This window comes from Shewanella sp. SM69 (genome assembly GCF_025653985.1).
Taxonomy (GTDB): domain Bacteria; phylum Pseudomonadota; class Gammaproteobacteria; order Enterobacterales; family Shewanellaceae; genus Shewanella; species Shewanella oncorhynchi.
This window is the reverse complement of record NZ_JAKKRV010000002.1, coordinates 16,008-39,604: the sequence shown is the minus strand read 5'-3', so window position 1 is coordinate 39,604 and position 23,597 is coordinate 16,008. Positions and strand designations below refer to the sequence as shown.

Here is a 23,597-nt window from a genome sequence, read left to right as displayed (position 1 = left end):
GTCAGTCCGCCCGCAGGTACTGGTACAAAGTTTCGCGGCTGATGCCGAAGTCACGGGCCACCAAAGTTTTTTGGTCGCCTGCTGCAACTCGCCGTTTCAACTCGACAATTTGTTCGCTGTTCAGCGATTTCTTTCGTCCCCGGTAGGCACCGCGCTGCTTGGCCAGCACGATTCCCTCGCGCTGACGTTCGCGGATCAGGGCGCGCTCGAACTCAGCAAAGGCTCCCATGACCGACAGCATCAGATTGGCCATCGGTGAGTCCTCGCCGGTAAACGTCAGCCCTTCTTTGACGAACTCCATGCGCACGCCTCGTTGTGTCAGCCCTTGGACGATGCGGCGCAGGTCATCAAGGTTGCGTGCCAACCTGTCCATGCTATGCACCACCACGGTGTCGCCCTCGCGGACGAAGGCCAGCAGCCTTTCAAGTTCGGGACGTTGTGTGTCCTTGCCTGAAGCCTTATCGGTGAATACCTTGCCGACTTCTATTTGTTCCAGTTGTCGATCAGGATTCTGGTCGAAGCTGCTGACGCGGACGTAGCCGATACGTTGACCTTGCAAGATGCCTCCAAAGGTAAAAATGTCAGGATGAAATCTATTACCCTTGGCTGAATGTGTCAATAAATATAAATTCATACTCTACTCTGACGTTGTTTGTGCTCAACATCTGACATCAGGTTAGGGTATAGCTTAACCGGACACCTCGGCCTCTGTGCCTTTACTGCTTTTCGGTACAACCGTCAAGAACAGGCAGAGCGCTCCGATAGTTATCGCCACATCAGCGAGGTTGAAGGCGGGCCAGTGCGCAAGTCGCCAATGGAAGTCAAGGAAATCAACAACCTGTCCACGCAGCACACGATCCGCGACATTGCCCAGCGCACCGCCGAGGATCAGGCTGTATCCCATCGCTTCGAGACGGGGCAATTGCTGGCACAGCATGCGTCCCAGCCAAGCAGAAACGACCAGGCCCAGCGTGATGAAAAAGTAACGTTGCCAGCCGCCAGCGTTCGCCAGAAAGCTGAATGCCGCGCCGGGATTCAGGACATGGACGAAGTTGAAGAAGGGCGTGACTTCGACCTGTTCACCGTAGGCAAACGTGCGGGTGATGGCGAACTTTGCGAGCTGATCGGTCATGACAGCACTGGCGGCCACTGCGAACCAGACCCAAGTCGATGTGCGGCGAGCCGATTGCCACACAGGGGCGGCCAGCGGCATCAGCCACCCGGCGAGCGCCGTGCAACTCAATCCAAGTACCCACCCCGCCAGCACATCGGCAGGAAAGTGCATTCCGGCTGCGATGCGTGACCAACCGACCAATGCGGCGTACAACACCAAGCCGATGCGGCCACGACGGCCTATCAAAGGCCAGAGCGCGCCGACCACCAGCGCGGCATAGGTGGCATGCCCGCTGGGCAGGCTGTAGTGTCGTTCGATGCCCCCGATAACGCGCACCATGTCGCCAAAAACGGCAGGCGGGCGTGGAAAGTCGATCCATAGCTTCAAGATGGTGGCGACGAGAAATGCCAACGCAAAGGCCACGCTAAAGACTCTGAGTCTGTACCGGATGGCATCGGCCCGCGTTGGGTCAGGTGCCGACTTTGACCATCCCCACATCGCCAAGAGCATCAGTGGTGCAGTCCAGTAGTTGCCTATCACAAGGTTGAAGAACGATGCCAGCGGTTCCAGCGCTGCAGGTGTGCTCATGTTGATGGCTTGGAACAACGCGATGTTCAGACCACCCCAGTCGTAGAGAAAGAATTTCCAGCTCATTTGCGCAACAGCCTCAAGCCATTGCCAACGACGAGCAAGCTGGCCCCCATATCAGCAAACACCGCCATCCACATGGTCGCTTGACCCGTGAAGGTCAGCACCAGAAATACTGCCTTGATGCCAAGGGCCAGCACAATGTTTTGCATCAGCACCTGCGCCGTCGCACGCGACAGGCGCACGAAGGTCGGAATCTTGCCCAGGTTGTCGTCCATCAGGGCCACGTCAGCGGTCTCGATGGCGGTATCTGTGCCAGCCGCTCCCATGGCAAAGCCGATGTCCGCACGCGCCAAGGCCGGGGCATCGTTGATGCCATCACCGACCATGCCGACCTTGCCCTTTATGGCCAGTAGCTCAACTTCGCGCAGTTTGTCGTCTGGGAGCAGATTGCCTTGCGCACGGTCGATCCCGGCTTGTGCGGCAATGGCCTGTGCCGTGTGGGGGTTGTCGCCGGTCAGCATCATGGTGTTGATGCCCAGTGCATGAAGCTCGGCAATGGCGCTCCTGCTGCTTTCCTTGATGGTGTCCGCTACGGCAAATAAGGCATGAACCCCTTTTGCGCTGACCAACATCACGACAGTTTTACCCATGGTTTCCAGCGCCGCGATGCGCTGTTCCAGCTCGGGAGTACGCTGCCCCAGCTCTTCTAGCATCCGCTGGTTGCCAAGATGGTAGGTTTCACCGTTGATTTGGCCCTGCACACCCCGACCGGGCAGCGCGTTGAATTCGGCCACGTCGAGCAAGGCAACCCCGTCCGTCTGCGCGGCCTGTGCCACCGCCTTGGATACAGGATGGTCCGAGCGGGCCGCCAGACTGGCAGCGATGCTGCGGCTGTCCGAGGCGAGTGCATTGCCCCATGTGACAAAGTCGGTCTGTGCGGGCTTGCCGTGCGTGATCGTGCCGGTCTTGTCCAGAGCCAGCCAGCGCAGCTTGCGGCCTTCTTCCAGATAGACGCCACCTTTGATGAGAATGCCGTGGCGGGCGGCGGCGGCCAGGCCGCTGACGATGCTGACCGGTGTAGAGATCACCAGTGCGCACGGGCAGGCGACCACCAGCAGAACCAATGCACGGTAGATCCAGTCGAGCCATGCCGCACCCATGAACAGCGGCGGCAACAACGCGACGGCGATGGCAACGCCGAATACAACGGGGGTGTACCAGCGGGCGAACTGATCGACAAAACGCTGAGTCGGCGCACGACTACCTTGCGCAGCCTCTACCGCGTGAATGATCCGGGCCAAAGTGGAGTTGTTGGCCAAGGCGGTGACGCGGTACTCGAACGAGCCGGATTCGTTGATCGTGCCAGCGAACACCGAATCACCGGGGGATTTTTCGACCGGGAGGCTTTCACCCGTGATCGGGGCTTGGTTGACGGCAGAGCGGCCTTCCAGCACCTCACCATCAAGGGCGATGCGCTCACCTGGTTTGACCCGGACGCGGGCGCCGATGGTGATTTGCTTGGCGCCCACCTCGCGCCATGTGCCGTCAGCCTGCTGTACCGTGGCCTGTTCCGGGGTCAGATCGAGCAGGCCACGGATAGCGTTACGAGCGCGATCCAGCGATTTGGCTTCGATTACCTCGGCCAGCGCGAACAGTACCATCACCATTGCCGCTTCGGGCCAGTGGCCGATCAACATGGCACCCGTGACCGCAATCGACATGAGGGCGTTCATGTTGAGATTACGGTTCTTGAGCGCAATCCACCCCTTCTTGTAGGTGGAGAGGCCACCCGTGAAGACCGCGACAAGCGCCAGAACGACAACCGACCAGTGATTGCCGTTGTGGAGCCAGTAGACCGCCTCGGCCGCCGATGCAGTGACCAAGGAGATGCCCAGCGGCCACCAGTTGGTCGGCGTGGTCACAGGGGCGGCGGATGGAGATGCGACCTCTGCCGTGTCCACGACCTGCGCCTCGAATCCAAGCGCTTGCAGTGCCACGAGCACGTCTGGCAGAACCTGGTTCGCATGGCGTACCGACAGCGTGCGCTGCATCAGGTTGAAATCGAGATCAGCAACACCGGCCACGGTGCCGAGCTTGTTGCGGATCAACGTCTCTTCGGTCGGGCAATCCATCTTGGCAATGGACAGCTTGGTCGTCTGCTCGGCCGACGCCTGATCCATGCGCACAGCTTGCATGCCGATGGCCTTCAGCGCCTGCTCGACGGGAGACAACGAAGGCAATTCGTGTCGCACGGCCAAGGTACGTTGCATCAGGTTGAATTCAAGACCCGCCACCCCCGCCAGACCGGCCAGTTTGCTTCGGATCAGCGCCTCTTCGGTCGGGCAATCCATGTTCTCGATGCGGTACACCGCTTGAGCCGATCCGGTTGCCAGCGGGGCCGGTGCCGTGGGTTGGATGATCGGCTCAGTCGTGCAGCCACACCCCTTTGAAGCGCATTCGCTCATGAGTAACTCCTGAAAATCTTCTATTCAGCCTCCATTAAAATCTCTATAGTCACTATAGAGTCAAGTGATAATTGGAGATTGATGCATGGAAATCAGAATTGGCGACCTCGCCAAGCGCTCTGGGTGCGAGGTCGTGACCATCCGCTACTACGAGAAGGAAGGGCTACTGCCGAAGCCAGCGCGAAGCGGTGGCAACTTCCGGCTGTACGGTGAGGCGCACATTGAGCGCTTGCAATTCATCCGTCATTGCCGTTCGCTCGAGATGACGTTGAGCGAGATTCGCGCATTGCTGGGTCTGCGAGACAACCCGATGCAGGACTGTGGGGAGGTCAACACGCTGCTGGAGGCCCATATTCAACAGGTGGAAATGCGTGTGTCCGCGCTGTTGCAGTTAAAACGGCACTTGGTTGATTTGCGCGAGAAGTGTTCTGGCTCTCGATCTGTAGAGGCGTGCGGCATTTTGCAAGGGTTGGGCAATTGCAATTGCCATGGTGAAAGTGCCACGAACAGTCAAACATCTGGGTAAGTAAGGGCTTAGCGTGCTTTATTTTCCGTTTTCTGAGGCGACCCCGTATACAGCAACCGGTTCAATCTGAAGGTCCACGGAAACTAATACTGCGGTGATTAATGGCAGTTTAAAGGCTGTTTCAGGTGTATTTGACAGCGTGTCTTTAAAAGATGGAACTGCAACTAATTTTACCGTAAATACGTTCAAGGCATTGGGCGTAAGTGATTTTGCAGGTGATGCTCTGTTTCACGGTAATGTTTCTATTGATGGTGCGCTTTCTGTATTAGGGATTGCATCGGCAAAAGATATTCGTGAAGGAGGGGTGCTACTCAAAGATAAGTACCTGGGGATTGATGCCAAATCAAAAGATGCCGACAAGCTCGACGGCTTAGATTCTACGGCGTTTGCTCAGTTGGATAAGGCGAATAGTTTTACTGGTATTAACTCATTTACCCAAGTGCTAAATGCCAATGGCGGCGTAGCTGTAGATGGTAAAACGGTTGTGTCGGCTGATGGTTCAACGTTATATGAAAACGGAGCAGCATTATCAAGCAAATACCTAGGCATTAATGCTAAAGCTGTTTCAGCGGGAACAGCTGACAATGCTACTAATGCGGCCAATGCAGATAAGCTCGACGGCTTAGATTCGACTGCTTTTGCACAACTAGCAAAAGACAATACCTACACAGGGAAAAATACTTTTACCCAAGCTATTTATGCTGACGGTGGTTTGATTGTTGACGGTAAAACAGTGGTGTCGGCTGATGGTTCAACTCTCTATGAAAATGGAATTGCCTTATCAACTAAATACCTCGGCATAAACAGTACAGCTGCAGATTCAAAAAAACTTGGCGGTGTTGATGCTGGCAATTTTGCTCGGAAAGATGTGGCTCAAACATTTAATGGACGCCAGACTTTCAATAATGGCATTTACGTAAACAATGATTGGGTTCGTGTAGCTGGAAATGTAGGGCTTTATTTTGAGTCTTACGGTGGCGGTTTTTACATGACTGATCCAAATGTAATTAGAATTTACAATGACAAGAGTTTATTCACTGCTGGAAATTTTTACGAAGGTGGACAGCTTTTATCAGATCGTTACTTAGGAAAAACTTCCAAAGCAGTCGATTCTTCTCATGCTGATAGTGCGGATAATTCTACTTCATTAGGTGGCGTAGCTGCAGCTAACTATGCTCGTCGTGATATTGCTAATACGTTCACAGCTACACAAACATTTAATGGTGGAATTGTTGTAAACGGTGCTACTACTCTAAATGATAACGCGACTTTCAATCAGGAAGTCTATTTCAAAGATTCATCCGGAACCACTCGTTCACTAAAACAAGCTTATTCGTCAATCCAGTCGTTAGAAGCTTGGAAAAAGGCTTGTCAAATTGACGTTAGAAGTGCGGCATGTGGCCTAAATATTTCCGGTGATGGTGGTTCATCTAGCGGGCCTGTAGTCGTATGGACGGGGGATACTTATAAGGTTCCTATCACTTGGGGGGCTGGTAATTATGAAGTATTTGCAGGACACACAGTAAAATTAATTGTTTCATCCACTAATACTTGTGGAGAAACAAATTCTGTAACAGAAACGAGGTTATTCGCAAGATGTACCTCTGGTGCATTTGAAGTGTTTTATAACACTGCTGGTTTGTATCCTAGTATATGTAGATAGCTTAAAAATATGATAATGTCGAAATTATTTTTTTAAAAACAGCCCATTGGCTACAAAACACAACGCGGATAGAAAAATGAAAAACGTAATTTCTGCTTTAACCCTGATAACAAGTATGTCTGTCTCTGCTTTCGCAGCTGCAGAAAATATTGACTTGATGGTAGTTGTTGAACCTAGTGTTTCACAGCAATACAACAAGGAAGAGATTTCTGCTTTACTGAATAAGGAATTAGCGAAAGCTAATGAAGTATTCGGTGCTGATTTTGACGTTAAGTTTACAATCAGAGCTGTTGAAGGTTGGGGTAATGACGATGTTGCCAATATGCTTTCAGCTGGTAAATCTTACAGTTATTCTGTTGGCCCAATCATGTATAGTTTGGGGCAAACTGAAGCTTCTTATAATGAGGCTTATTCAGATATAAGTTTTCTTGCTGGTCGATATAACAGCAAAGGTGACGAACTGCTTAAGAAGTATCATGCTGATAAGTTGGTGTTTATTACATCAGGATTGGACACCGTGACATATGATGAAACAATTGGTTATGCGTTTCATAATATGGGGCTTGTGCTTAACTTTGCGTCTCTTTTTGAGCATAAAAGCACATTGGCGCACGAATTGGGTCACACTTTTGGTTTAGTTCATCCTAGTGCAACTGTTTGTTCTTCAAACAACTATGTAATGTGTACTGGTAAATTAGACGGAAGCGGTTTCACTTCTGATGAAATGAAAACTGTAAATGGTGTGTTGAAAAGAGATCCGACTTATTTGTTGGATTACTATCATCCCGATTTTTGGGCGGGGTCATACAGTGAGCCTATGCCAATTAAAGCTTACTTAGATCTGCATGTATTAGATAATCCTATTGCTAATACTATTAATGCAACTGAGGTGGTTTTAAATTTGGTTGATGCTCAAGGAAATGCGGCTGTATTAGATTCGAACGTAACAGTTGAGTTATTTACTCAAGGAAATACGGCTGTATTTGATACTGACTATAGCGACATTTATCAACGTGTGACGTTTGCTGCAGGTGAGTCCAAAAAACGTATTGATCTAAATGTTACTCATGGGGACAGTGCTAAAACCTTCTCTGTAGGTACTCGTTATGGTGAATATGTTGCTGATAGTGAAGCTCAGACGGTAACTATTGCGGCGAAAGCTACTAGTGGTGGCGGCGATAATTCTGGTTCTGATTCTTCAGGTTCTTCCGGTGGTTCATTTGGTTTTGCGTGGTTGGCGTTATTGCCATTAGTTTACTACCGTAGACAAAGATCCATGTAATTCAAAATGATGAAAAACAGCCCTGCGATGGTAAGCGTCCATTTTAGGACGTCCTATTCCCACTTAAGATCGCGCGATAAGCTGTGCACTCATCATTACAGGAGAGTGATATGGCAAAGCGAGCTTACCGCAACGCTGCACAATGGCAGCAATTAATCGACTTATGGCACACATCAGAGCTGAGCATCACTGAGTTTTGCCAAACCCATCAACTGAGCACCATGTCATTTTATAAATGGCGGCAACGTCTATCACCACAAACTGAGCAAGCTAATGTGCACCAGGATACACCGTTTATCGATTTATCCGCGCTTGCACATCACGGTAACACCCGCTGGCATATCGTCTTGTCACTGGGCAATGGCGTTGAACTTACCCTTAGCCAGCAATAATGTTTATCCCTGCTGCCAACCAAAAAATCTGGCTGTGCACCACACCCGTGGATATGCGTAAATCCTTTAACGGTTTAAGTGCCCTGGTGCGCAATAAACTTTGCCATAATCCACAAAGCGGCCAGTACTTTGTGTTTATCAATGCCCGCAAAACCCAGATGAAGGTGTTGTACTTCGAAAGCTCAGGCTATTGTGTCTGGGCTAAGCGCCTCGAGCAAGGCCAGTTTCCGGTGAAACCGCATCCGAGTGGGATCCAATCACTCACCGGTTGCACCCTGCAAATGATCGTTGACGGAATTACCGTACTTCGCCAGAAACAAGCGAAGCGCTATGGGCAGTCAATCGCTTGATAAGTCTGTATAATTGACGCTATGAAAATCAAGCCTTCATCCTCATCCAACGTGGCAGCGGACGCCGAGACACGGGTTAATTTGACCAGTGAAATCGCGCGCCTGCAGAGTTTGTTGCAACAGGCTTCTGCAGAGAATCAGGCCTGGTCAGAAAAGTACGGCAAGCTGGAAACTGAGCATGCGTCATTGCGCGAAACCTTCGCAGGCATTCAGCAACGCTTAGCCTGGTTTGAGAAGCAGTTGTTTGGTCAGAAGTCAGAAAAGCGCGCCTTGGAATTGGGTATGCAGTTAAGCTTACTGGGCGATATGGTGCCAGCACTGGCCCAACCCGAAGGTGAAACCGAATATACCACCTACACCCGCAGAAAAGGCAAACAGCGCCCGGATGATTGCGTTAATGACAGTGGTTTGCGATTTAACGATAACGTACCGGTGAAAGTGATTACGCTGATACCAGACGAGTTAAAAGGGGAAGATGCCGACCAGTATGAAGTGATTGGCGTAAAAAGCACCTTCCGCTTAGCACAGCGCCCAGCGAGCTTCGACGTGCTGCGCTATGACCGGCAAATCATCAAACACAAAGACAGCGACACTATCCTGCCAAGCGCAGCGCCGTTCAATGTGCTGGATAAAAGCGTGGCGGATGTGAGCTTTATCGTCGGCATGTTGGTGGATAAATTCCAATACCACTTGCCGCTGTATCGCCAACACCAGCGCTTAGCCGCAGCGGGCATTACTTTAAGCCGCAGCGGGCATTACTTTAAGCCGCAGCACACTGGGCGCCATCGTGGCACGCGGTATTGATTTACTCTATCCGATTGTGGATGCGATGCTGACCAGCATCTTACAAAGCCAGGTGCTGGCAATGGACGAGACGCCGATTAAAGCAGGCAAAGCAGGCCCGGGCAAAATGAAGCAAAGTTACTTCTGGCCGGTGTATGGTGATAAGGATGAAATTGTTTTTACCTTCTCCACCAGCCGCGGGCGGCAACATATAGAAGAGATATTAAAACATCGCTTTAAAGGGACTTTATTAAGCGATGGCTACAGCGCCTATGCCAGTTATATAAAAGCGAATGAGGGCTTAACCCATGCCCAGTGCTGGGTGCACAGTCGCCGGCAATTTATTGCAGCCGAAAACAGCTGGCCACAACCGGCCAAAGAAGCGATAAGCCTAATCGCCAAGCTGTATGAGATAGAAGAGACTATCCGAAACCAAAAGCTCACGGATGACAAAAAACGCCAATACCGGCTTGCGCACAGCAAACCGGTGGTTGACCGCTTCTTTACGTGGTGTGATGACACCCTGCATAACCTGACGCTGCTGCCAAAAGACCCCCTCTACAAAGCGATTGGCTATGTACAAAGCAAAGAAATGGCACTGCGTGTCTTCTTAGAAGACCCCGATGTGCCGCTGGATACAAACCATCTGGAGCGGGCGCTCAGGCCCATACCCATGGGGAGAAAAAATTGGTTGTTCTGTTGGACAGAAATCGGTGCTGAGCATGTTGGCGTTATCCAAAGCCTGATAGTCACTTGTCGATTGCATGATATCAATGTAAACGATTATCTGACCGATGTACTGCTACGCATCAGCCAACACCCTGCCAGCCTGGTACACGAACTGACGCCACGGAATTGGAAAACCAAGTTCGCCGACAATCCACTGCGTTCAGACCTCTTTGCTTTACCCGCCACTTCGGTAGAATAGCCTCCAGACGGAGGCGATATGCGCATAGAAGACCTAACCTTAGACGAATTACATGACCTGAACGAGCTCATCTGCAAACGGATTGAGTACTTACGTTTGCAAAACGACATCAATGTTCTAAGCCAGCTACGTTTAGGCCAAAAAGTCCACTTCAAGGCCAAAGAAGGCCAAGTGTTCGGGGTGGTTATCAAAATCAACAAGAAATCAGTGATGGTGGTCAGCGATGATAACCGCCAGTGGAAAATCCCACCAGGACTGGTGCAGATCATGAAAGACATCTAGCCAGGATGCTTGGCCGAAATCTATAAGGCGTCAATACGTCCTAAAATGGACGCTTACATTGCTTCGACACTCCTCTAAAAATACGACCAATACTCTGCTGGCTGGGAATACCATTGGTAAAGGGGCGGTATTTCCGTAACCATTCCAATTCCAATGTGCCGAATTCATGGCAAGCAGACCAGCTTTGAGCGCCTGAGATGACGGCACTAAGCACAAGAAAACAGATGTCAATGACATCATGTTCTTGATTTATATGGGAACGGCAATCAGTAATGTTATCGAGATGTTTGAGCATATATAGGTCAAAAGACAAAGAAAAAGTGACCTATTTGATCACATTGGCGGGATCAATCAAGCTATTTCTTATCTCATTGTTTTTAAGGGTTATGCATAAAAAGCGATCGAGTATGATCAGCCCCTGATTTTATATTGGATTGATTGTTATCATATTTTTTATTTTAAAATGTTATTTTTATTTTCATTTAATTATGTTTTTCAAATAAATTTTCATTGCTAAATGCAGTATTTTTCACTACTATTATTTGATAATCATTGGAGATATATTTTGCGTAGAATCCACTTAATCATGATGTTTGTTTTACTGACGTTTGTCGGTCAAACTTTTGCGTCTGTGATTATGCCTGGTACTATGCCAATGAATTCAATGACGACTTCAAATATGCCTGCTGAAAATGGCAAAGCATGTCATGACGCTAGTATGCAAATGAACATGAACATGGATATGAGTGATGGTGCGGATGATAGTTGCTGCGCCCAAACGTGCCATTGTCCTGTCGGATCATGTTTATCAGTCGCTTTAACGATGGCGATGCCAACGCTTAAATCAGAAGTCAATTTAGTTAATGCTGCAACAATGTTTACCTCAGCACTAATGCCTCAGTATCGTTCTTCTTTATACCGTCCTCCAATATTTGCCTAACATAGGCACAGTTACGCCTTTTTTTTGCTAGCTGTCCTAGCCAATCATGTAGTTTCAATTTTTTAACCTTTTGGTTAATAAACTGACATTAAACCGCGTTGTTTAATGTGACGAAATTTGATTTGGAGGCAATATTATGTCTGCTCTATATCGCAATTCTATTAGTTTTTTTCGTGTCATAGGTACTATTTTTATTCTGCAAACTATGGGAGGGATATTAATTGCCCGTGCAGCAGAGCCCGGCACTACGGAGCCATTACTCACCGTTTATAAAGATGCTAATTGCGGCTGTTGTGAGAAATGGCTAACGCATATTAGTGAGCGTGGATTTAGTGTTAGTGCCCACAATATTAACAACCTTTATGAGTTTAAACAGTCAAAGGGCATTCCTGCTTCAATGCAATCTTGCCATACCGCTGTGTCATCTCAAGGTTATGTGTTTGAAGGGCATGTCCCTGCAAAATTCATTAGTCGTTTTTTAGCCACCCCTCCTAAAGATGCTATCGGCTTAACCGTACCCGCTATGCCAGTGGGCAGCCCTGGCATGGAGTACCAAGATAAATTTATGCCATATCAAGTCTTACTGTTGAAAAAAGATGGCAGTAGTGAAGTTTACGCCCAAGTGAACTCGCTTGAGGAGTCTGTACAATGAAATCGCAATACATGATAAAACCCATGATTCAAATGACAAACAGTGAACTCAACAACAGCCGACGCCGGTTTGTGTTTGGTGCATCCGCCATGTTGGCATTGATGTCGATCCCTTTCCCTAAAAATGCCGTTGCCAATGCGTTAAGCCAATCGTTGAGCCAGCTCTCTGGCAAAGTGTTTGACTTATCAATTGACTATAAAATGGTTAATTTTACCGGGAAATCTGCTCGAGCTACTGTGGTAAACCAATTACTGCCCGCGCCGTTATTACGTTGGAAAGAAGGTGAAACAGTCACCTTAAGAGTAAAAAATAATCTCGACCATGATAGCTCTATTCACTGGCACGGTATTATTTTACCCACCGAAATGGACGGTGTGCCTGGCTTTAGCTTTGATGGCATTAAACCCGGTGAAACATTTGAGTATCAATTTACCGTCCAGCAAAGTGGCACATATTGGTATCACAGTCATTCAGGCTATCAAGAACAAACCGGTTTATTCGGCGCTATTGTGATTGATCCAGCGACCCCCGATCCGGTTATATATGACCGTGACTATGTGATCATGCTGTCTGATTGGTCTGACGAAGCCCCTGAAAACATTTATGCCAAATTAAAGAAACAAGCCGATTACTATAATTACCGTGAGCGTACGGTAATGGATTTTTTCTCTGACGTGAATAAAAATGGCTTAGCCAATACGTGGAACGCTCGTTCGATGTGGAATAACGCGCGCATGAGTGACAGAGACATATCTGATGTTACGGGTTCAACTTACACCTATTTAATGAATGGCAATCCTCCGCAACAGGGCTGGCAAGGGTTGTTTGAACAAGGTGAGAAGGTGCGCTTACGCTTTATAAATAGTTCTGCTATGACCATATTTGATGTACGTATACCGGGTCTCAAAATGAGTGTTGTCGCCAGTGATGGTCAGAACATTCAACCGGTATCTGTGGATGAATTTCGAATCGGTGTTGCTGAAACCTATGATGTGGTTATTGAGCCAGAGGTTGATAATGCCTATTGTATTTTCGCTCAAAGTATTGACCGCACCGGCTTTACGGTAGGTAACCTTACCTCAGATGCCAGTTTACATGCTCCTATTCCCCCAATGGATCCAAGGCCAGTCCTTGGCCACAGTGATATGGGCATGGATATGAGTGATATGGATATGAGCGGTATGGATCATAGCAAAATGGACATGGGCGCTGGTGATATGTCAGGCATGGATCAAAGCAAGATGGCTATGGGYRGCGGTGATATGTCAGGCATGGATCACAGCAARATGGCYATGGACGCTGCGAAAGCGACAGTCTCAGGACTAGGGCTTGCAGGCTTTGGCAGTAACAATGAAATTAAACACATTGACACCGAGTTCGGCCCACAAGTGGATATGCGTGCAGATGCGCCAAAAAGTGGTTTACACGATCCCGGGATTGGATTGCGTGACCATCAACAACAATTTAATCGCAAAGTATTAACTTATGGCGATATTAAAGGCTTACATCCTACCTACGACACGCGCCAACCTAGCCGCGAAATTCAACTGCATTTAACCGGCAATATGAACCGATATATGTGGTCTGTGAATGGGGTGAAATTTATGGACGCCGCGCCATTAGAGTTTGAATACGGAGAAAGACTGCGGATCACCTTAGTGAACGACACGATGATGACTCACCCTATGCATTTGCATGGTATGTGGAGTGAGTTAGAGACAGGCGACCCTGATTTTATTCCCCGTAAGCACACGGTATTAGTTCAGCCGGGTTCTAAGATCAGTTACTTAGTCACCGCCGATGCAAAAGGGCAATGGGCATATCATTGCCACTTGTTATTCCACATGCCAGGCATGTTCAGAAAAGTCGTGGTGAAATAAGGGGAATACAGATGAATAAAACGAATTTAGTGGCATTGGGACTGTTGAGTCTGAGCGCCTCATTGGCTAGCTCAGCTGTGTTTGCCGGCGGTAATGATGATCCTCTATTAACAAAAGTCATGCTGGATCAATTTGAAAAAGGCGTGGATCCGCAAGATCCTACCCAGTTTAGTGCACAAGCCTGGTTAGGTTACGATTTGAATAAGTTGTGGCTTAAAACCGAAGGTGAATATTCAAATAGTGATAAGCAAGACCTTGAAATTCAGGCTCTTTACAGTAAGCCCATCGCACCATACTGGGATGTACAATTCGGTATTAAAACCGATATCAAACCGACGCCGAACCGTAATTGGGCTGTGATTGGGGTTCAAGGGTTAGCGCCATATTTTTTTGATATTGACGCGGCCTTATTCATCGGTGAACAAGGCCGTACGGCTATGCGGTTGAGTGCGGAATATGAACTGTTAATCACTCAAAAATTGATACTCACACCTGAAGTAGAAGTTAATTTATTTGGTAAGGACGATGCTGAACTTGGAATAGGCTCAGGCTTATCTGACGTCAGTGCAGGGCTGCGATTGAGATACGAGATTGTTCGAGAGTTCGCACCCTATATCGGTGTTGATTGGCGTCAGAAGCTCGGTAATACCGCCGATTACGCCCGAAGTGAAGGGGAAGATACACAAGAAACCCAGTTTGTTATTGGTTTTAGCGCGTGGTTCTAAGACCTCGTTCGTACACTGAGTTATAAGCTTGGCGCCAAGATGTTAGCTAAGCCAATATTAAATCATTTATGTAAACCGTTTTTCGATCGTTAAAAACAATATAAAAGGAAATATCATGAAATTATTTAACAACGTTTTAGTCGTAACAAGTCTATTCCTGAGTGCTTCAGCATTTGCTCATGTCGGACTGGGCAGTTCTATGCCCACTAACGGTGCCATGCTAAGTCAAGCACCAACAACGCTTGAACTGACCTTTACGGCTCCGGTACGTTTGGTCAAATTAACAATGCAAGATGAGAAGCAGCAAAGCGTACCGCTAACATTACCTTCAAGTGCGACCAGCCAAGCAGCATTTTCATTCGCTCTACCAGCATTAAGCGCAGCTAATTACACGGTTAACTGGATGATCATGGGTGATGACGGTCATAAGATGAAAGGCAACATGAGCTTTATGCTTCACGACTCTGGCATGAACACTCGCAGTGCACCGCCTATGACAATGGAGCATGAGACTAGCGAGCACACTGCACATCAATAAGTGGATGAGTAAACATGATATTAACCGTATTTGAAATATCGGTGTTGATATCTAAATGGGTTATCTATCTGAGTGTTGCCGCTGTTATTGGCGGCACATTGATGCAATACCTCATTAAGGGTCAACTTAATCTGAGCATTAGCGTTGCAAAATATACCGGCCTAGGTGCCGTATTGGGATTGATTGCCGTTAGTATCAATTATTTTGCGCAAGTAGGGGCTTTTGCTGAAAACGGCTTGATGGGAATATTTGATGCGCAGATGCATGCTTTTCTGTGGCCAACCCAGGTAGGGCAAACGGTGCTTTGGCGCTTAATCGGTTTTGGGTTAATGCTAGTGGCTAGTGGTTTACTGTTACATAAGAACCGTTATATCAAAACGTTTTCTGCGGTATTAGCGATTCTCAGTTGTCTGTTAATTGCTGTCACGTTTACTTTTATTGGCCATAGCACTGAACTGGGATTGCTTGCTCAAGGCTTAATATTGATACACGTGTTGATCATTGGCAGTTGGATAGGCGCTTTTTATCCATTATGGAAATTATGCTGCACCGATGACCACATCGTCATAAAAAATGTCATGGATACATTTGGTCGTTTAGGCATAGTGATTGTCATTCTAGTGTTGCTTTCAGGCATGGGAATGGTGTGGATGTTGTTTGATAGTCCCACTGAATTAATCAGTTCCGATTATGGTATTGCGGTCACCATCAAGCTCTGTTTGGTGGCTATCATTTTGCTTATAGCAGCATGGCATAAATTGGTTTTAGTACCTAAATTAACGATTGCGAACACATTACTCGCAAAACAAAAACTACAAAAATCGATTGGATTAGAAGCATTAATAGCAGTACTGATATTAGCGACAACAGCGGTACTTTCGAGCGTGCTAGGTCCTATGAGCCTTGGATAATCACTATAAATTAACAGAGAGATAAAAATGAAAAATAGCCCTTTAACAATACTCATAACGACCGGGATATTACTGATGTCCGCAGGACAAAGCTCATTGAGCTTCGCCCATGGTGATGAAACTCACCCTATAGAACAAAAAGCGTTTATCGGTGTTGATTCCGCCGCGGGTAATGTCGTCAAACAATTTCATGCTGCATTACAAACGGGCAATGAGGCTATTGTTAGGCAGTCATTAGCAGCCAATGTGCAAATTTATGAAGGTGGAAAAGTAGAACGTTCACTTACGGATTATGCCAATCATCATATGCTTGCGGATATGGCTTACTTAAAAGGGTTAACCATAACGCCAAAAGAACACCAAATAACGATTACGGGTGACATTGCTATTTCAACGTCAATAAGTCACGCCCAAGGTGAATATAAGGGTAAAAGTATTGACTCGATGACCATGGAAACGCTTGTGTTAATTAAACAAGTGGATGGTAGTTGGAAAATAACCCACGTGCACTGGTCGTAACTAATAAGAATTTCATCAACCAGATAAAGGATTATCTTGAGTTCCTTTGTAGGTAGTGTTCCCAAGAAAACCACAAAGACTCACGTCATGTTAATGCATGATATTTTATGGAAAAGGATTTCCATTTTTTATATAAAAAAGACCGGAGTAATTCCAGTCCTTTTACAAGCCATATTTAAATGTTAATTTTAAATAAGTTTCATAGTTGTAATGCAAGTTCTATCGTTATTGAAAGTAGACAATACTTCTCTCGCCACTCTTTTGCTTCCGTCTTTTGCTTCATAGTAAATATTAAATGCTAAATTTTTATCTTTTGGAACCCAAAAGTCTATAAATCCATCACGTTGTGTCGTCATTTTTTTGTCTATTAATGTTTCACCTGTGTCAGTATCAATCATGACAACTTTCATTGTTTGATTTCTTATCTCTCCGGTACAACCTGTTAAAACATGATTCGTACATGGATGAGAACTATTAATGTACGGAGCTATTGAAAGAAAGAATTGATCTTTTGGTATTGCTACAGAACTACTTTTACCATCTGAAAAAGTTGCAACTATTCTATTTGGTAGAACTTGTATCATTATCCCTTCATTATTTTTGTATAGTGTATGTGCTGTTGTAACAGCACTCTTATAGTCTAAATTTTTAAACGTTTCTGCATTTATTATTGTGGCATATGATTGACTTGAATATGCAACTATAAGTGCTAATAGAATGTGTTTTTTAATCATGGTCTGAGTTTTCCTATATAGTTTATAAAATATTTTTATTTAAACGTGCCTCGCTTATTTTTATTGTAACGATTGTGGTTTTATATATATTGATCTAATTAACATTATTGATATTGGCCTGATGTTTTTGGTCGTTTGTTTTTTTGTTTTTTAAATATATGCTTTAACGCTCTATTCTCCTAGGTTTTTAGCTCAGGTTTTAAACTTGCGTCTTCATTTAATTTTTCTACCTAAGTTTTTAAACTTGGGTTTTAAACCTATGTTTATTTTAAATTAATATTTATGTCGGTTTGATATTTTTTTTGCGAAATAGATCACTGTTAAAAATGCGCTAGTTTGTATTATCGATTGGGTTTGTAATTTATTTGTTTATCTTTGATTTTAGTTTTACTTAATATAGTTTCTTATTTGTAACTTAACGTTAATAAGGTTTGTATGTTTAAATATAATAAATATGTTTTGGTGCTATTAGCAATGAGTAATAATGCACTCTCTAATGATGATATTGAGAGTTTTTCTGAATGGATACACAATGGTAATGTTGGAGGTACAGCGAGATCGTACTATTTCGAACAAGATTTTGACGATTCAAATACAGAGAATAGCTCGATTTGGGTGAATGGTGGTAATGTTACTTTTAATACATCAGAGTTTAATGGGTTTAAATTGGGAGGAGAGGTACAGGGGTCATACGTTAGTAATATCAATGATGATGATGATACAACTGCGGGAGATATGAACGCACAAGGTCTTGTATTATCGGAAGCTTTTTTGAAGTATCAGTTTGGTGATACTGTGTTTTCTGGAGGTAGACAACACTTTTCATCACCCCTTATCGCTAACTCAGGTACAAGATTGATAAATGAATCTTTTGAAATGTATCAGGTGTCTTCAAGTCATTTTGATGGTACTGATATTTCGATTGGATATGTGACTAAATATCAGACTCGAACAGATAAATCGTTTTATGTTGATAATGAATTTGTTGATTTTGATTTTAATGGTTCTGGCTCTCCTGGCGATTTTTATAAAATAGGTAATGATGGCGTTTTTTTCGTACAAGTTAACAAGCGAATTGCTAAAAAATTCAAAGTTAACTCACAGTACGCAAATGTAATAAATGAAGTCCAAGCACTTTATGCGGATGTCGAATATACATTGCCAACTAACTTTAACAGTTATATTGCAATGCAATATTACAAAACTAAGTGGGATAAAAATGAACTAGTCGATAATGATCTTTTGGGCTTTAAAGTAGGTTTCAGTCAGGGAGGAGTAGATTTTTTTGCTGGTTATACATTAGCTGGAGGAAATGAAGGAGAAAATAGAGTTTTTAGAGGCATTGGTCAAGGAGCTTATTATCAGTTTACTGCCACTACTAAAACTGCGGGTGTTGGGGCATTTGAATCTGGAACAAATTCGTATCAATTGGGGTTAGGTTCTGCTATCTCTAATCTTAAAGGTAAAATATTTTATACATCTTTTGACAATCCCATAGTGGGAAAAGATTTAAATGAATGGACGGTTAATCTTGCATATCAATTTGATGGTAAACTCGAAAATATCGGTATATCAATTGATTTTTCAATATTGGATTATGAAAACAATCAAAAAGACGCTACAGATTTAAGAACGAAATTCATTTACAGCTTTTAAAGGTTGTAAATGTTTTTGACAAATGTTAATTCCCTAATAATTATATTGTAATTGTAAATTCAGGTCGTGTTAATGGGTGTGCTTGGGTTTACAATTTTATATGAAAAATACGTCTAGATGATTAAAGTTGAAAAACTTGTTATTTGATAATTTATCAATATCTACGTTTACAAAAAAATTCATCTTGAATGTATTTTAGAACCAGGGGGTTACACAGGGTGAGATTATGCTTTGTAAATTCTGTTAACATTTAGCTATTTTGTTCTTAAGTCGACTTAATGCGAGATTATTGATTGATATAAATCATCCATAATCGAATGAAATTCGTTCGACTGGATAGGTTTGTTAACCAATTTAACAATGTATAATCCGGCCCTGGGGGGTTACAAACATAAGCAGGGCGAGATCGTGAATATATTTTAACCGTTTTGAGCTAAATTTGACGGACGGCATCGATTATGATCTTATGCTCTCTTTTTCTTATAGAGAGCATAAGAGCATGTACCTTGAAGCCTTCACATCACATTTCAACTCGATTGCTGACAGCCGACAATCTGCCAAAGTGACTTACCCGTTGCATGATGTATTGTTCGTCACTCTGTGTGGTGTGATTGCTGGCGCCGAAGGTTGGTCTGAGATCCACGATTATGCTGTCGGGCACCATAATTGGTTTAAAGAAAAGGGAATTCTGACCGAAGGTGTCCCTGTCCGGGGGAAGCACAACCTATATTTTCATTTCCATAACTGAAACAAGTCCGGCAGTGTTTATTTCTCCGGGAGTTGGCTGGATATTCATTTCCTGGCGTACTCTGACGCCGGGTATTGATGAAGCAATCCAGCCTTCCTGATAAGTTGCACTAATTATATCGAATGGCTTCTGTTTGCTGCATGACAGGCTAATGACATCTTTGTCATTTAAATCTTTATTCTCAGTGTTGGGGCTCCGGAATCCTTTGCTCCAGTCTGAGCACGGATAAGATAAAACGAGTTGAGCGTACGTCCGATTCCACCTGCACTCTTCCGTGATGTGCTTCCACGATTGACTTCACAATTGCAAGGCCGATGCCGCTGCCTTCTCCTTTTCGTTGTCTGGACGGATCCACCCGATAAAAACGGTCAAAAAGCCTTGATAAATGCTCTTCAGGGATTGGTTTCCCCGGATTTTCAATCACCAGGTCAAAAAAGCTCTCTTGCTCTCTTATTGAGACGGTGATTGCCTGTCCCTCCGGGGTATAACGCAGGGCATTGGATAACAGATTATTGATCGCTCTTCTGAACATTTGTGGATCTCCCTCAACCAGGCAGGGCATCCCGTTAAATTTGAGCGTGATATTGCGTTCTTCGGCCCAGGCTTCGAAAAACTCGAAGACTTTCATGACTTCTGCTCTGAGGTCAAACCGGACCCTGTCAGGTATAAGCTGATTATTGTCCGCCTGCGCCAGGAACAGCATGTCGCTGACCATTTTGGTCATCCGGTTATACTCTTCAAGACTGGAGTAGAGGACATCCTCAAGTTCCTTCTGGGTTCGATCCTGACTCAGTGCGATTTCAGTCTGCGTCACCAGATTGGTGATGGGCGTTCTGATCTCGTGCGCGATATCGGCAGAGAAATTGGCCTGGCGGGTAAAGACATCCTCAATCTTTCCAATCATATGATTGAACGAGATAACCAGCTGTTCCAGCTCAATGGGAACGCGTGTCGGTTCCAGCCGCGCATCAAGATTCTCGGAGGTGATGCTTTTAATGGCATTGCTGACATTACGAAGGGGCAGGTGCCCCTGACGGACAGCGATGCGAATGATCAGAACAATCAGCAGGCTTATCACGACGGCAATCGCAATCAGATTTTTTTTCAGCGCATCGAGGTAATGGAGATGGAAATTAATGGAGAGGCCAGTCAGCATGACATAGTTCTGCTGTTTGCCCTGAAATATCGCCTGGCCAGAGGAGGCGATAATCCGGTATGTTTCCATCTTCATTTCAGACCCGGTATCCATCGGTCTCGCAGGATCCTCCACCGTCCAGAGAAAGACATCCCGTGCGTGGCTGTGCTCGCTAAAATCTGCTGAATTCACGGCCGGGCGTAGTGCTGCCCCCTGCGCTGAACTAAAGAGCACCTCACCCCTGGGATTGAGGAGCAAAAGGGCAACGTTGCGGTAGCTGGCAATCGATTCCTTTATTTTGCTTACTTTTTTTTCATCTGGATCTTCCGGGGACTGGAGTATACGGTTCAGTGTGGTGCTGATTTGTTGAAGATCGCTGACATCCTGCTCGGCAAAATGATTTTCAACAGAATGCAGCATAAACCAGGTGAAGGCGATAAAAGCCAGTATCGTGGACAGGCTGATAAAAAAGGTCAGCCGCAGGGAGAGTGAGAAAGGGTGCCTGGAAGGTTTGCTATGCATCCGGGACCTCCAGCATATAGCCCACGCCCCGGACTGTCTGGATCAGCTTTGTCTCGTAATCGTTGTCTATTTTAGCGCGGAGTCGCTTTACGGCGACATCAATCGCGTTAGTGTCGCTGTCAAAATTCATGTCCCAGACCTGAGAGGCAATCAGGGAACGGGGAAGAACCTCTCCCTGATGGCGAATGAAAAATTCCAGCAGGCTGAACTCTTTACTGGTGAGCACAATGCGGTTTCCGGCGCGACTGACTTTTCTGGATACGAGATCAATCGAGAGACCAGCCACCCTAAACTGGCTTTCCGTGATCATCGTGTTTCCCCGCCTCAGAAGGGTTTTCACCCGGGCTAGCAGTTCGGCAAACGCAAAGGGTTTAACCAGATAATCGTCCGCACCCAGTTCCAGTCCTTTGACCCTGTGTTCGATCGTGCCGAGGGCCGTCAGCAGTAAGACCGGCATACCCTTTCCGGCAGTGCGCAGCATCCGGATGATATCCCAGCCGTTCACATCAGGCAGCATGATGTCCAGAATGACTAAATCATACTCGGCTGTCATGGCGAGATGATATCCGGTAAGACCATTATCAGCGTGATCCACTACGAACCCTGCCTCTCTAAGCCCTTTGCTGAGATATTCACCTGTTTTAATTTCGTCTTCGACGATCAATATTTTCATCTTGCTCCCCGGCTGGCTGCTAAGGTCATTCTATTGCGCCCACGATCATTATCAACGGATTACAGCAAAAATGACAACATTGTCATTATCCTGTCACCCGACAAACAGAGAGCGTTCGGTAAAGTACCCCTATCAATACTCTGGACTTCATTTGAACCATTTACCAGGTCTGCCTGGACGAGAAGCGTTATGTTCAAATTAAAATTACTCAGCATTAGCACGATATTCATCCTGACCGGTTGTGTCTCTCTGGCACCTGAATATCAGCGCCCGGCAGCACCGGTACCCCAGCAGTTTTCACTGTCCCGAAACAGCCTTACGCCAGCAGTGAATGGTTATCAGGATACGGGCTGGCGTAACTTTTTTGTCGATCCCCAGGTTACCCGGCTGATCGGGGAAGCCCTTGCTAATAACCGTAATTTGAGAATGGCTGCCCTGAAGGTTGAAGAGGCCCGGGCCCAGTTCAACGTCACGGATGCAGATCGTTATCCCCAGCTGAATGCCTCATCCGGGATCACCTACAGCGGTGGTCTGAAAGGCGACAAGCCGACCACACAGGAGTACGACGCGGGTCTGGAACTCCGCTATGAGCTCGATTTTTTCGGCAAGCTCAAGAACATGAGTGACGCTGATCGCCAGAACTACTTTGCCAGCGAAGAAGCCCGTCGGGCTGTACATATCCTGCTGGTCTCCAGCGTTTCACAAAGCTATTTCAGCCAGCAACTGGCGTATGAACAACTCCGTATCGCGCGGGAAACGCTGAAAAATTACGAACAGTCCTATGCTTTCGTTGAGCAACAGCTCGTGACCGGGAGTACGAATGTGCTGGCGCTTGAACAGGCCAGGGGACAAATCGAAAGTACCCGCGCTGAGATAGCCAAACGAGAAGGCGATCTGGCTCAGGCAAACAATGCCCTGCAACTGGTGCTGGGAACGTACCGTGCACTGCCGCCAGAAAAAGGGATGAAAGGCGGTGAGATCGCGCCAGTTAAACTGCCATCAAACCTGTCGTCACAAATTTTGCTGCAGCGACCGGATATTATGGAGGCGGAATACCAGCTGAAAGCGGCTGATGCGAATATTGGCGCAGCGCGGGCGGCCTTTTTCCCGTCCATTACCCTGACCAGTGGCCTTTCCGCAAGCAGTACGGAGCTGTCCAGTCTCTTCACGCCAGGAAGCGGAATGTGGAATTTTATCCCTAAAATTGACATTCCTGTTTTTAATGCCGGCAGGAACAAAGCCTATCTCAAACTGGCAGAAATTCGCCAGCAACAGTCGGTGGTTAATTACGAACAAAAAATTCAGTCCGCCTTTAAGGATGTTTCCGACACGTTTGCGCTGCGCGACAGCCTTAGCCAGCAACTTGAGTCACAGCAGCGTTATCTTGATTCACTTCAGATAACTCTCCAGCGAGCCAGAGGATTGTATGCAAGTGGTGCTGTCAGTTACATCGAAGTGCTGGATGCAGAACGTTCCCTCTTCGCTACGCAGCAAACCATTCTCGATCTTACCTATTCCCGACAGGTTAACGAAATTAATCTGTTTACTGCGCTGGGTGGCGGTTGGGTAGAATAAATTTATTTAATTA

Annotated in this window: 21 protein-coding genes and 3 pseudogenes; 17 read left to right on the top strand and 7 right to left on the bottom strand. The window is 46.2% G+C overall.

The features are described from left to right. Position 1: 1 nt before the first annotated feature. The 3 genes from L5M37_RS03605 to L5M37_RS03595 form a co-directional block, all read right to left on the bottom strand. Positions 2–559 carry a recombinase family protein gene (locus L5M37_RS03605; RefSeq protein ID WP_259581230.1) on the bottom strand — a complete coding sequence of 186 codons (558 nt, stop codon included), beginning with the start codon at positions 557–559 and terminating at the stop codon, positions 2–4. A 129-nt stretch (positions 560–688) separates the two neighbouring features. Further along, positions 689–1,768: a signal peptidase II gene (lspA, locus tag L5M37_RS03600; protein WP_011638892.1), complete on the bottom strand. Its 1,080-nt coding sequence runs from the start codon at positions 1,766–1,768 to the stop codon at positions 689–691. Next, positions 1,765–4,170: a heavy metal translocating P-type ATPase gene (locus L5M37_RS03595; protein WP_011638891.1), complete on the bottom strand. Its 2,406-nt coding sequence runs from the start codon at positions 4,168–4,170 to the stop codon at positions 1,765–1,767. The genes lspA and L5M37_RS03595 overlap by 4 nt, the downstream gene beginning before the upstream one ends. Before the next feature lie 85 nt (positions 4,171–4,255). On the opposite strand from L5M37_RS03595, the gene cadR reads away from it, so the two are divergent. From cadR to L5M37_RS03560, 7 genes and pseudogenes are all read left to right on the top strand, one after another. After that, positions 4,256–4,696, top strand: coding sequence for a Cd(II)/Pb(II)-responsive transcriptional regulator (gene cadR / locus L5M37_RS03590; protein ID WP_011638890.1), 441 nt, complete (start codon positions 4,256–4,258; stop codon positions 4,694–4,696). 94 nt (positions 4,697–4,790) lie between these two features. Further along, on the top strand, positions 4,791–6,359 hold the full coding sequence (pilV, locus tag L5M37_RS03585; RefSeq protein WP_263199425.1) for a shufflon system plasmid conjugative transfer pilus tip adhesin PilV: 1,569 nt from the start codon (positions 4,791–4,793) through the stop codon (positions 6,357–6,359). Positions 6,360–6,435: 76 nt separating this feature from the next. Next, positions 6,436–7,641: an SVAGG family GlyGly-CTERM protein gene (locus L5M37_RS03580; RefSeq protein WP_259581236.1), complete on the top strand. Its 1,206-nt coding sequence runs from the start codon at positions 6,436–6,438 to the stop codon at positions 7,639–7,641. Positions 7,642–7,751: 110 nt separating this feature from the next. Continuing rightward, a complete protein-coding gene (gene tnpA / locus L5M37_RS03575) occupies positions 7,752–8,033 on the top strand; it encodes an IS66 family insertion sequence element accessory protein TnpA (RefSeq protein ID WP_113851620.1) in 282 nt (93 codons plus the stop codon). After that, complete coding sequence (gene tnpB, locus L5M37_RS03570; protein ID WP_014610304.1) at positions 8,033–8,383, top strand: IS66 family insertion sequence element accessory protein TnpB; 351 nt, start codon at positions 8,033–8,035, stop codon at positions 8,381–8,383. The genes tnpA and tnpB overlap by 1 nt, the downstream gene beginning before the upstream one ends. 21 nt (positions 8,384–8,404) lie before the next feature. Further along, positions 8,405–10,094 (top strand): annotated as a pseudogene (gene tnpC / locus L5M37_RS03565) (IS66 family transposase). A gap of 18 nt (positions 10,095–10,112) precedes the next feature. After that, positions 10,113–10,376 carry a transposase gene (locus L5M37_RS03560; protein ID WP_248084423.1) on the top strand — a complete coding sequence of 88 codons (264 nt, stop codon included), beginning with the start codon at positions 10,113–10,115 and terminating at the stop codon, positions 10,374–10,376. Between the two features lie 58 nt (positions 10,377–10,434). On the opposite strand, the pseudogene L5M37_RS03555 reads toward L5M37_RS03560, so the two are convergent. Further along, a pseudogene (locus L5M37_RS03555) lies at positions 10,435–10,671 on the bottom strand (transposase family protein); the annotation flags it as partial. A gap of 270 nt (positions 10,672–10,941) precedes the next feature. On the opposite strand from L5M37_RS03555, the gene L5M37_RS03550 reads away from it, so the two are divergent. The 7 genes from L5M37_RS03550 to L5M37_RS03520 all read left to right on the top strand — a co-directional run bounded on the left by L5M37_RS03550 (position 10,942) and on the right by L5M37_RS03520 (position 16,541). Further along, the gene (locus L5M37_RS03550) at positions 10,942–11,316 is read left to right on the top strand and encodes a hypothetical protein (RefSeq protein WP_263199422.1); all 375 of its coding nucleotides are present in this window, start codon (positions 10,942–10,944) and stop codon (positions 11,314–11,316) included. Between the two features lie 136 nt (positions 11,317–11,452). Then, complete coding sequence (locus tag L5M37_RS03545) at positions 11,453–11,968, top strand: DUF411 domain-containing protein (RefSeq protein WP_011711622.1); 516 nt, start codon at positions 11,453–11,455, stop codon at positions 11,966–11,968. After that, entirely contained in the window at positions 11,965–13,848 is a 1,884-nt protein-coding gene (locus L5M37_RS03540; RefSeq protein WP_263199421.1) for a copper resistance system multicopper oxidase, read from the top strand. Before L5M37_RS03545 ends, L5M37_RS03540 begins: the two co-directional genes overlap by 4 nt. 11 nt (positions 13,849–13,859) lie before the next feature. Then, positions 13,860–14,573, top strand: coding sequence for a copper resistance protein B (locus L5M37_RS03535; RefSeq protein ID WP_011711624.1), 714 nt, complete (start codon positions 13,860–13,862; stop codon positions 14,571–14,573). A 115-nt stretch (positions 14,574–14,688) separates the two neighbouring features. Next, positions 14,689–15,111, top strand: coding sequence for a copper resistance protein CopC (locus L5M37_RS03530; protein ID WP_037425940.1), 423 nt, complete (start codon positions 14,689–14,691; stop codon positions 15,109–15,111). A gap of 14 nt (positions 15,112–15,125) precedes the next feature. Beyond that, complete coding sequence (locus L5M37_RS03525) at positions 15,126–16,022, top strand: copper resistance D family protein (RefSeq protein ID WP_011711626.1); 897 nt, start codon at positions 15,126–15,128, stop codon at positions 16,020–16,022. Positions 16,023–16,097: 75 nt separating this feature from the next. Continuing rightward, positions 16,098–16,541, top strand: coding sequence for a YybH family protein (locus L5M37_RS03520; RefSeq protein ID WP_037426042.1), 444 nt, complete (start codon positions 16,098–16,100; stop codon positions 16,539–16,541). 188 nt (positions 16,542–16,729) lie between these two features. On the opposite strand, the gene L5M37_RS03515 is transcribed toward L5M37_RS03520, so the two are convergent. Continuing rightward, complete coding sequence (locus L5M37_RS03515) at positions 16,730–17,275, bottom strand: CueP family metal-binding protein (RefSeq protein ID WP_259527414.1); 546 nt, start codon at positions 17,273–17,275, stop codon at positions 16,730–16,732. Between the two features lie 435 nt (positions 17,276–17,710). Here L5M37_RS03515 and L5M37_RS03510 point away from each other — a divergent pair, with 435 nt between their 5' ends. Beyond that, on the top strand, positions 17,711–18,931 hold the full coding sequence (locus tag L5M37_RS03510; RefSeq protein ID WP_011918409.1) for an OprD family outer membrane porin: 1,221 nt from the start codon (positions 17,711–17,713) through the stop codon (positions 18,929–18,931). 499 nt (positions 18,932–19,430) lie between these two features. Next, positions 19,431–19,640, top strand: a pseudogene (locus L5M37_RS03505) (transposase family protein); the annotation flags it as partial. A 220-nt stretch (positions 19,641–19,860) separates the two neighbouring features. Here the strand turns inward: L5M37_RS03505 and silS are convergent. Together silS and silR are read right to left on the bottom strand one after the other, a co-directional pair. Then, on the bottom strand, positions 19,861–21,336 hold the full coding sequence (gene silS, locus L5M37_RS03500; RefSeq protein ID WP_011918410.1) for a copper/silver sensor histidine kinase SilS: 1,476 nt from the start codon (positions 21,334–21,336) through the stop codon (positions 19,861–19,863). Further along, positions 21,329–22,009, bottom strand: coding sequence for a copper/silver response regulator transcription factor SilR (gene silR / locus L5M37_RS03495; protein WP_011918411.1), 681 nt, complete (start codon positions 22,007–22,009; stop codon positions 21,329–21,331). The genes silS and silR overlap by 8 nt, the downstream gene beginning before the upstream one ends. A 189-nt stretch (positions 22,010–22,198) precedes the next feature. On the opposite strand from silR, the gene silC reads away from it, so the two are divergent. Then, the gene (silC, locus tag L5M37_RS03490; protein ID WP_259560926.1) at positions 22,199–23,584 is read left to right on the top strand and encodes a Cu(+)/Ag(+) efflux RND transporter outer membrane channel SilC; all 1,386 of its coding nucleotides are present in this window, start codon (positions 22,199–22,201) and stop codon (positions 23,582–23,584) included. The last annotated feature ends 13 nt before the right edge of the window (positions 23,585–23,597 follow it).

Coding starts and splice junctions, on each gene's coding strand:
- silS (WP_011918410.1), bottom strand. CDS start 21,336: ATGCATAGCAAACCTTCCAGGCACCCTTTCTCACTCTCCCTGCGGCTG.
- L5M37_RS03580 (WP_259581236.1), top strand. CDS start 6,436: ATGAAAAACGTAATTTCTGCTTTAACCCTGATAACAAGTATGTCTGTC.
- tnpA (WP_113851620.1), top strand. CDS start 7,752: ATGGCAAAGCGAGCTTACCGCAACGCTGCACAATGGCAGCAATTAATC.
- L5M37_RS03545 (WP_011711622.1), top strand. CDS start 11,453: ATGTCTGCTCTATATCGCAATTCTATTAGTTTTTTTCGTGTCATAGGT.
- L5M37_RS03515 (WP_259527414.1), bottom strand. CDS start 17,275: ATGATTAAAAAACACATTCTATTAGCACTTATAGTTGCATATTCAAGT.
- L5M37_RS03535 (WP_011711624.1), top strand. CDS start 13,860: ATGAATAAAACGAATTTAGTGGCATTGGGACTGTTGAGTCTGAGCGCC.
- lspA (WP_011638892.1), bottom strand. CDS start 1,768: ATGAGCTGGAAATTCTTTCTCTACGACTGGGGTGGTCTGAACATCGCG.
- silC (WP_259560926.1), top strand. CDS start 22,199: ATGTTCAAATTAAAATTACTCAGCATTAGCACGATATTCATCCTGACC.
- L5M37_RS03560 (WP_248084423.1), top strand. CDS start 10,113: ATGCGCATAGAAGACCTAACCTTAGACGAATTACATGACCTGAACGAG.
- L5M37_RS03525 (WP_011711626.1), top strand. CDS start 15,126: ATGATATTAACCGTATTTGAAATATCGGTGTTGATATCTAAATGGGTT.
- L5M37_RS03595 (WP_011638891.1), bottom strand. CDS start 4,170: ATGAGCGAATGCGCTTCAAAGGGGTGTGGCTGCACGACTGAGCCGATC.
- cadR (WP_011638890.1), top strand. CDS start 4,256: ATGGAAATCAGAATTGGCGACCTCGCCAAGCGCTCTGGGTGCGAGGTC.
- tnpB (WP_014610304.1), top strand. CDS start 8,033: ATGTTTATCCCTGCTGCCAACCAAAAAATCTGGCTGTGCACCACACCC.
- L5M37_RS03530 (WP_037425940.1), top strand. CDS start 14,689: ATGAAATTATTTAACAACGTTTTAGTCGTAACAAGTCTATTCCTGAGT.
- L5M37_RS03520 (WP_037426042.1), top strand. CDS start 16,098: ATGTCCGCAGGACAAAGCTCATTGAGCTTCGCCCATGGTGATGAAACT.
- silR (WP_011918411.1), bottom strand. CDS start 22,009: ATGAAAATATTGATCGTCGAAGACGAAATTAAAACAGGTGAATATCTC.
- L5M37_RS03510 (WP_011918409.1), top strand. CDS start 17,711: ATGTTTAAATATAATAAATATGTTTTGGTGCTATTAGCAATGAGTAAT.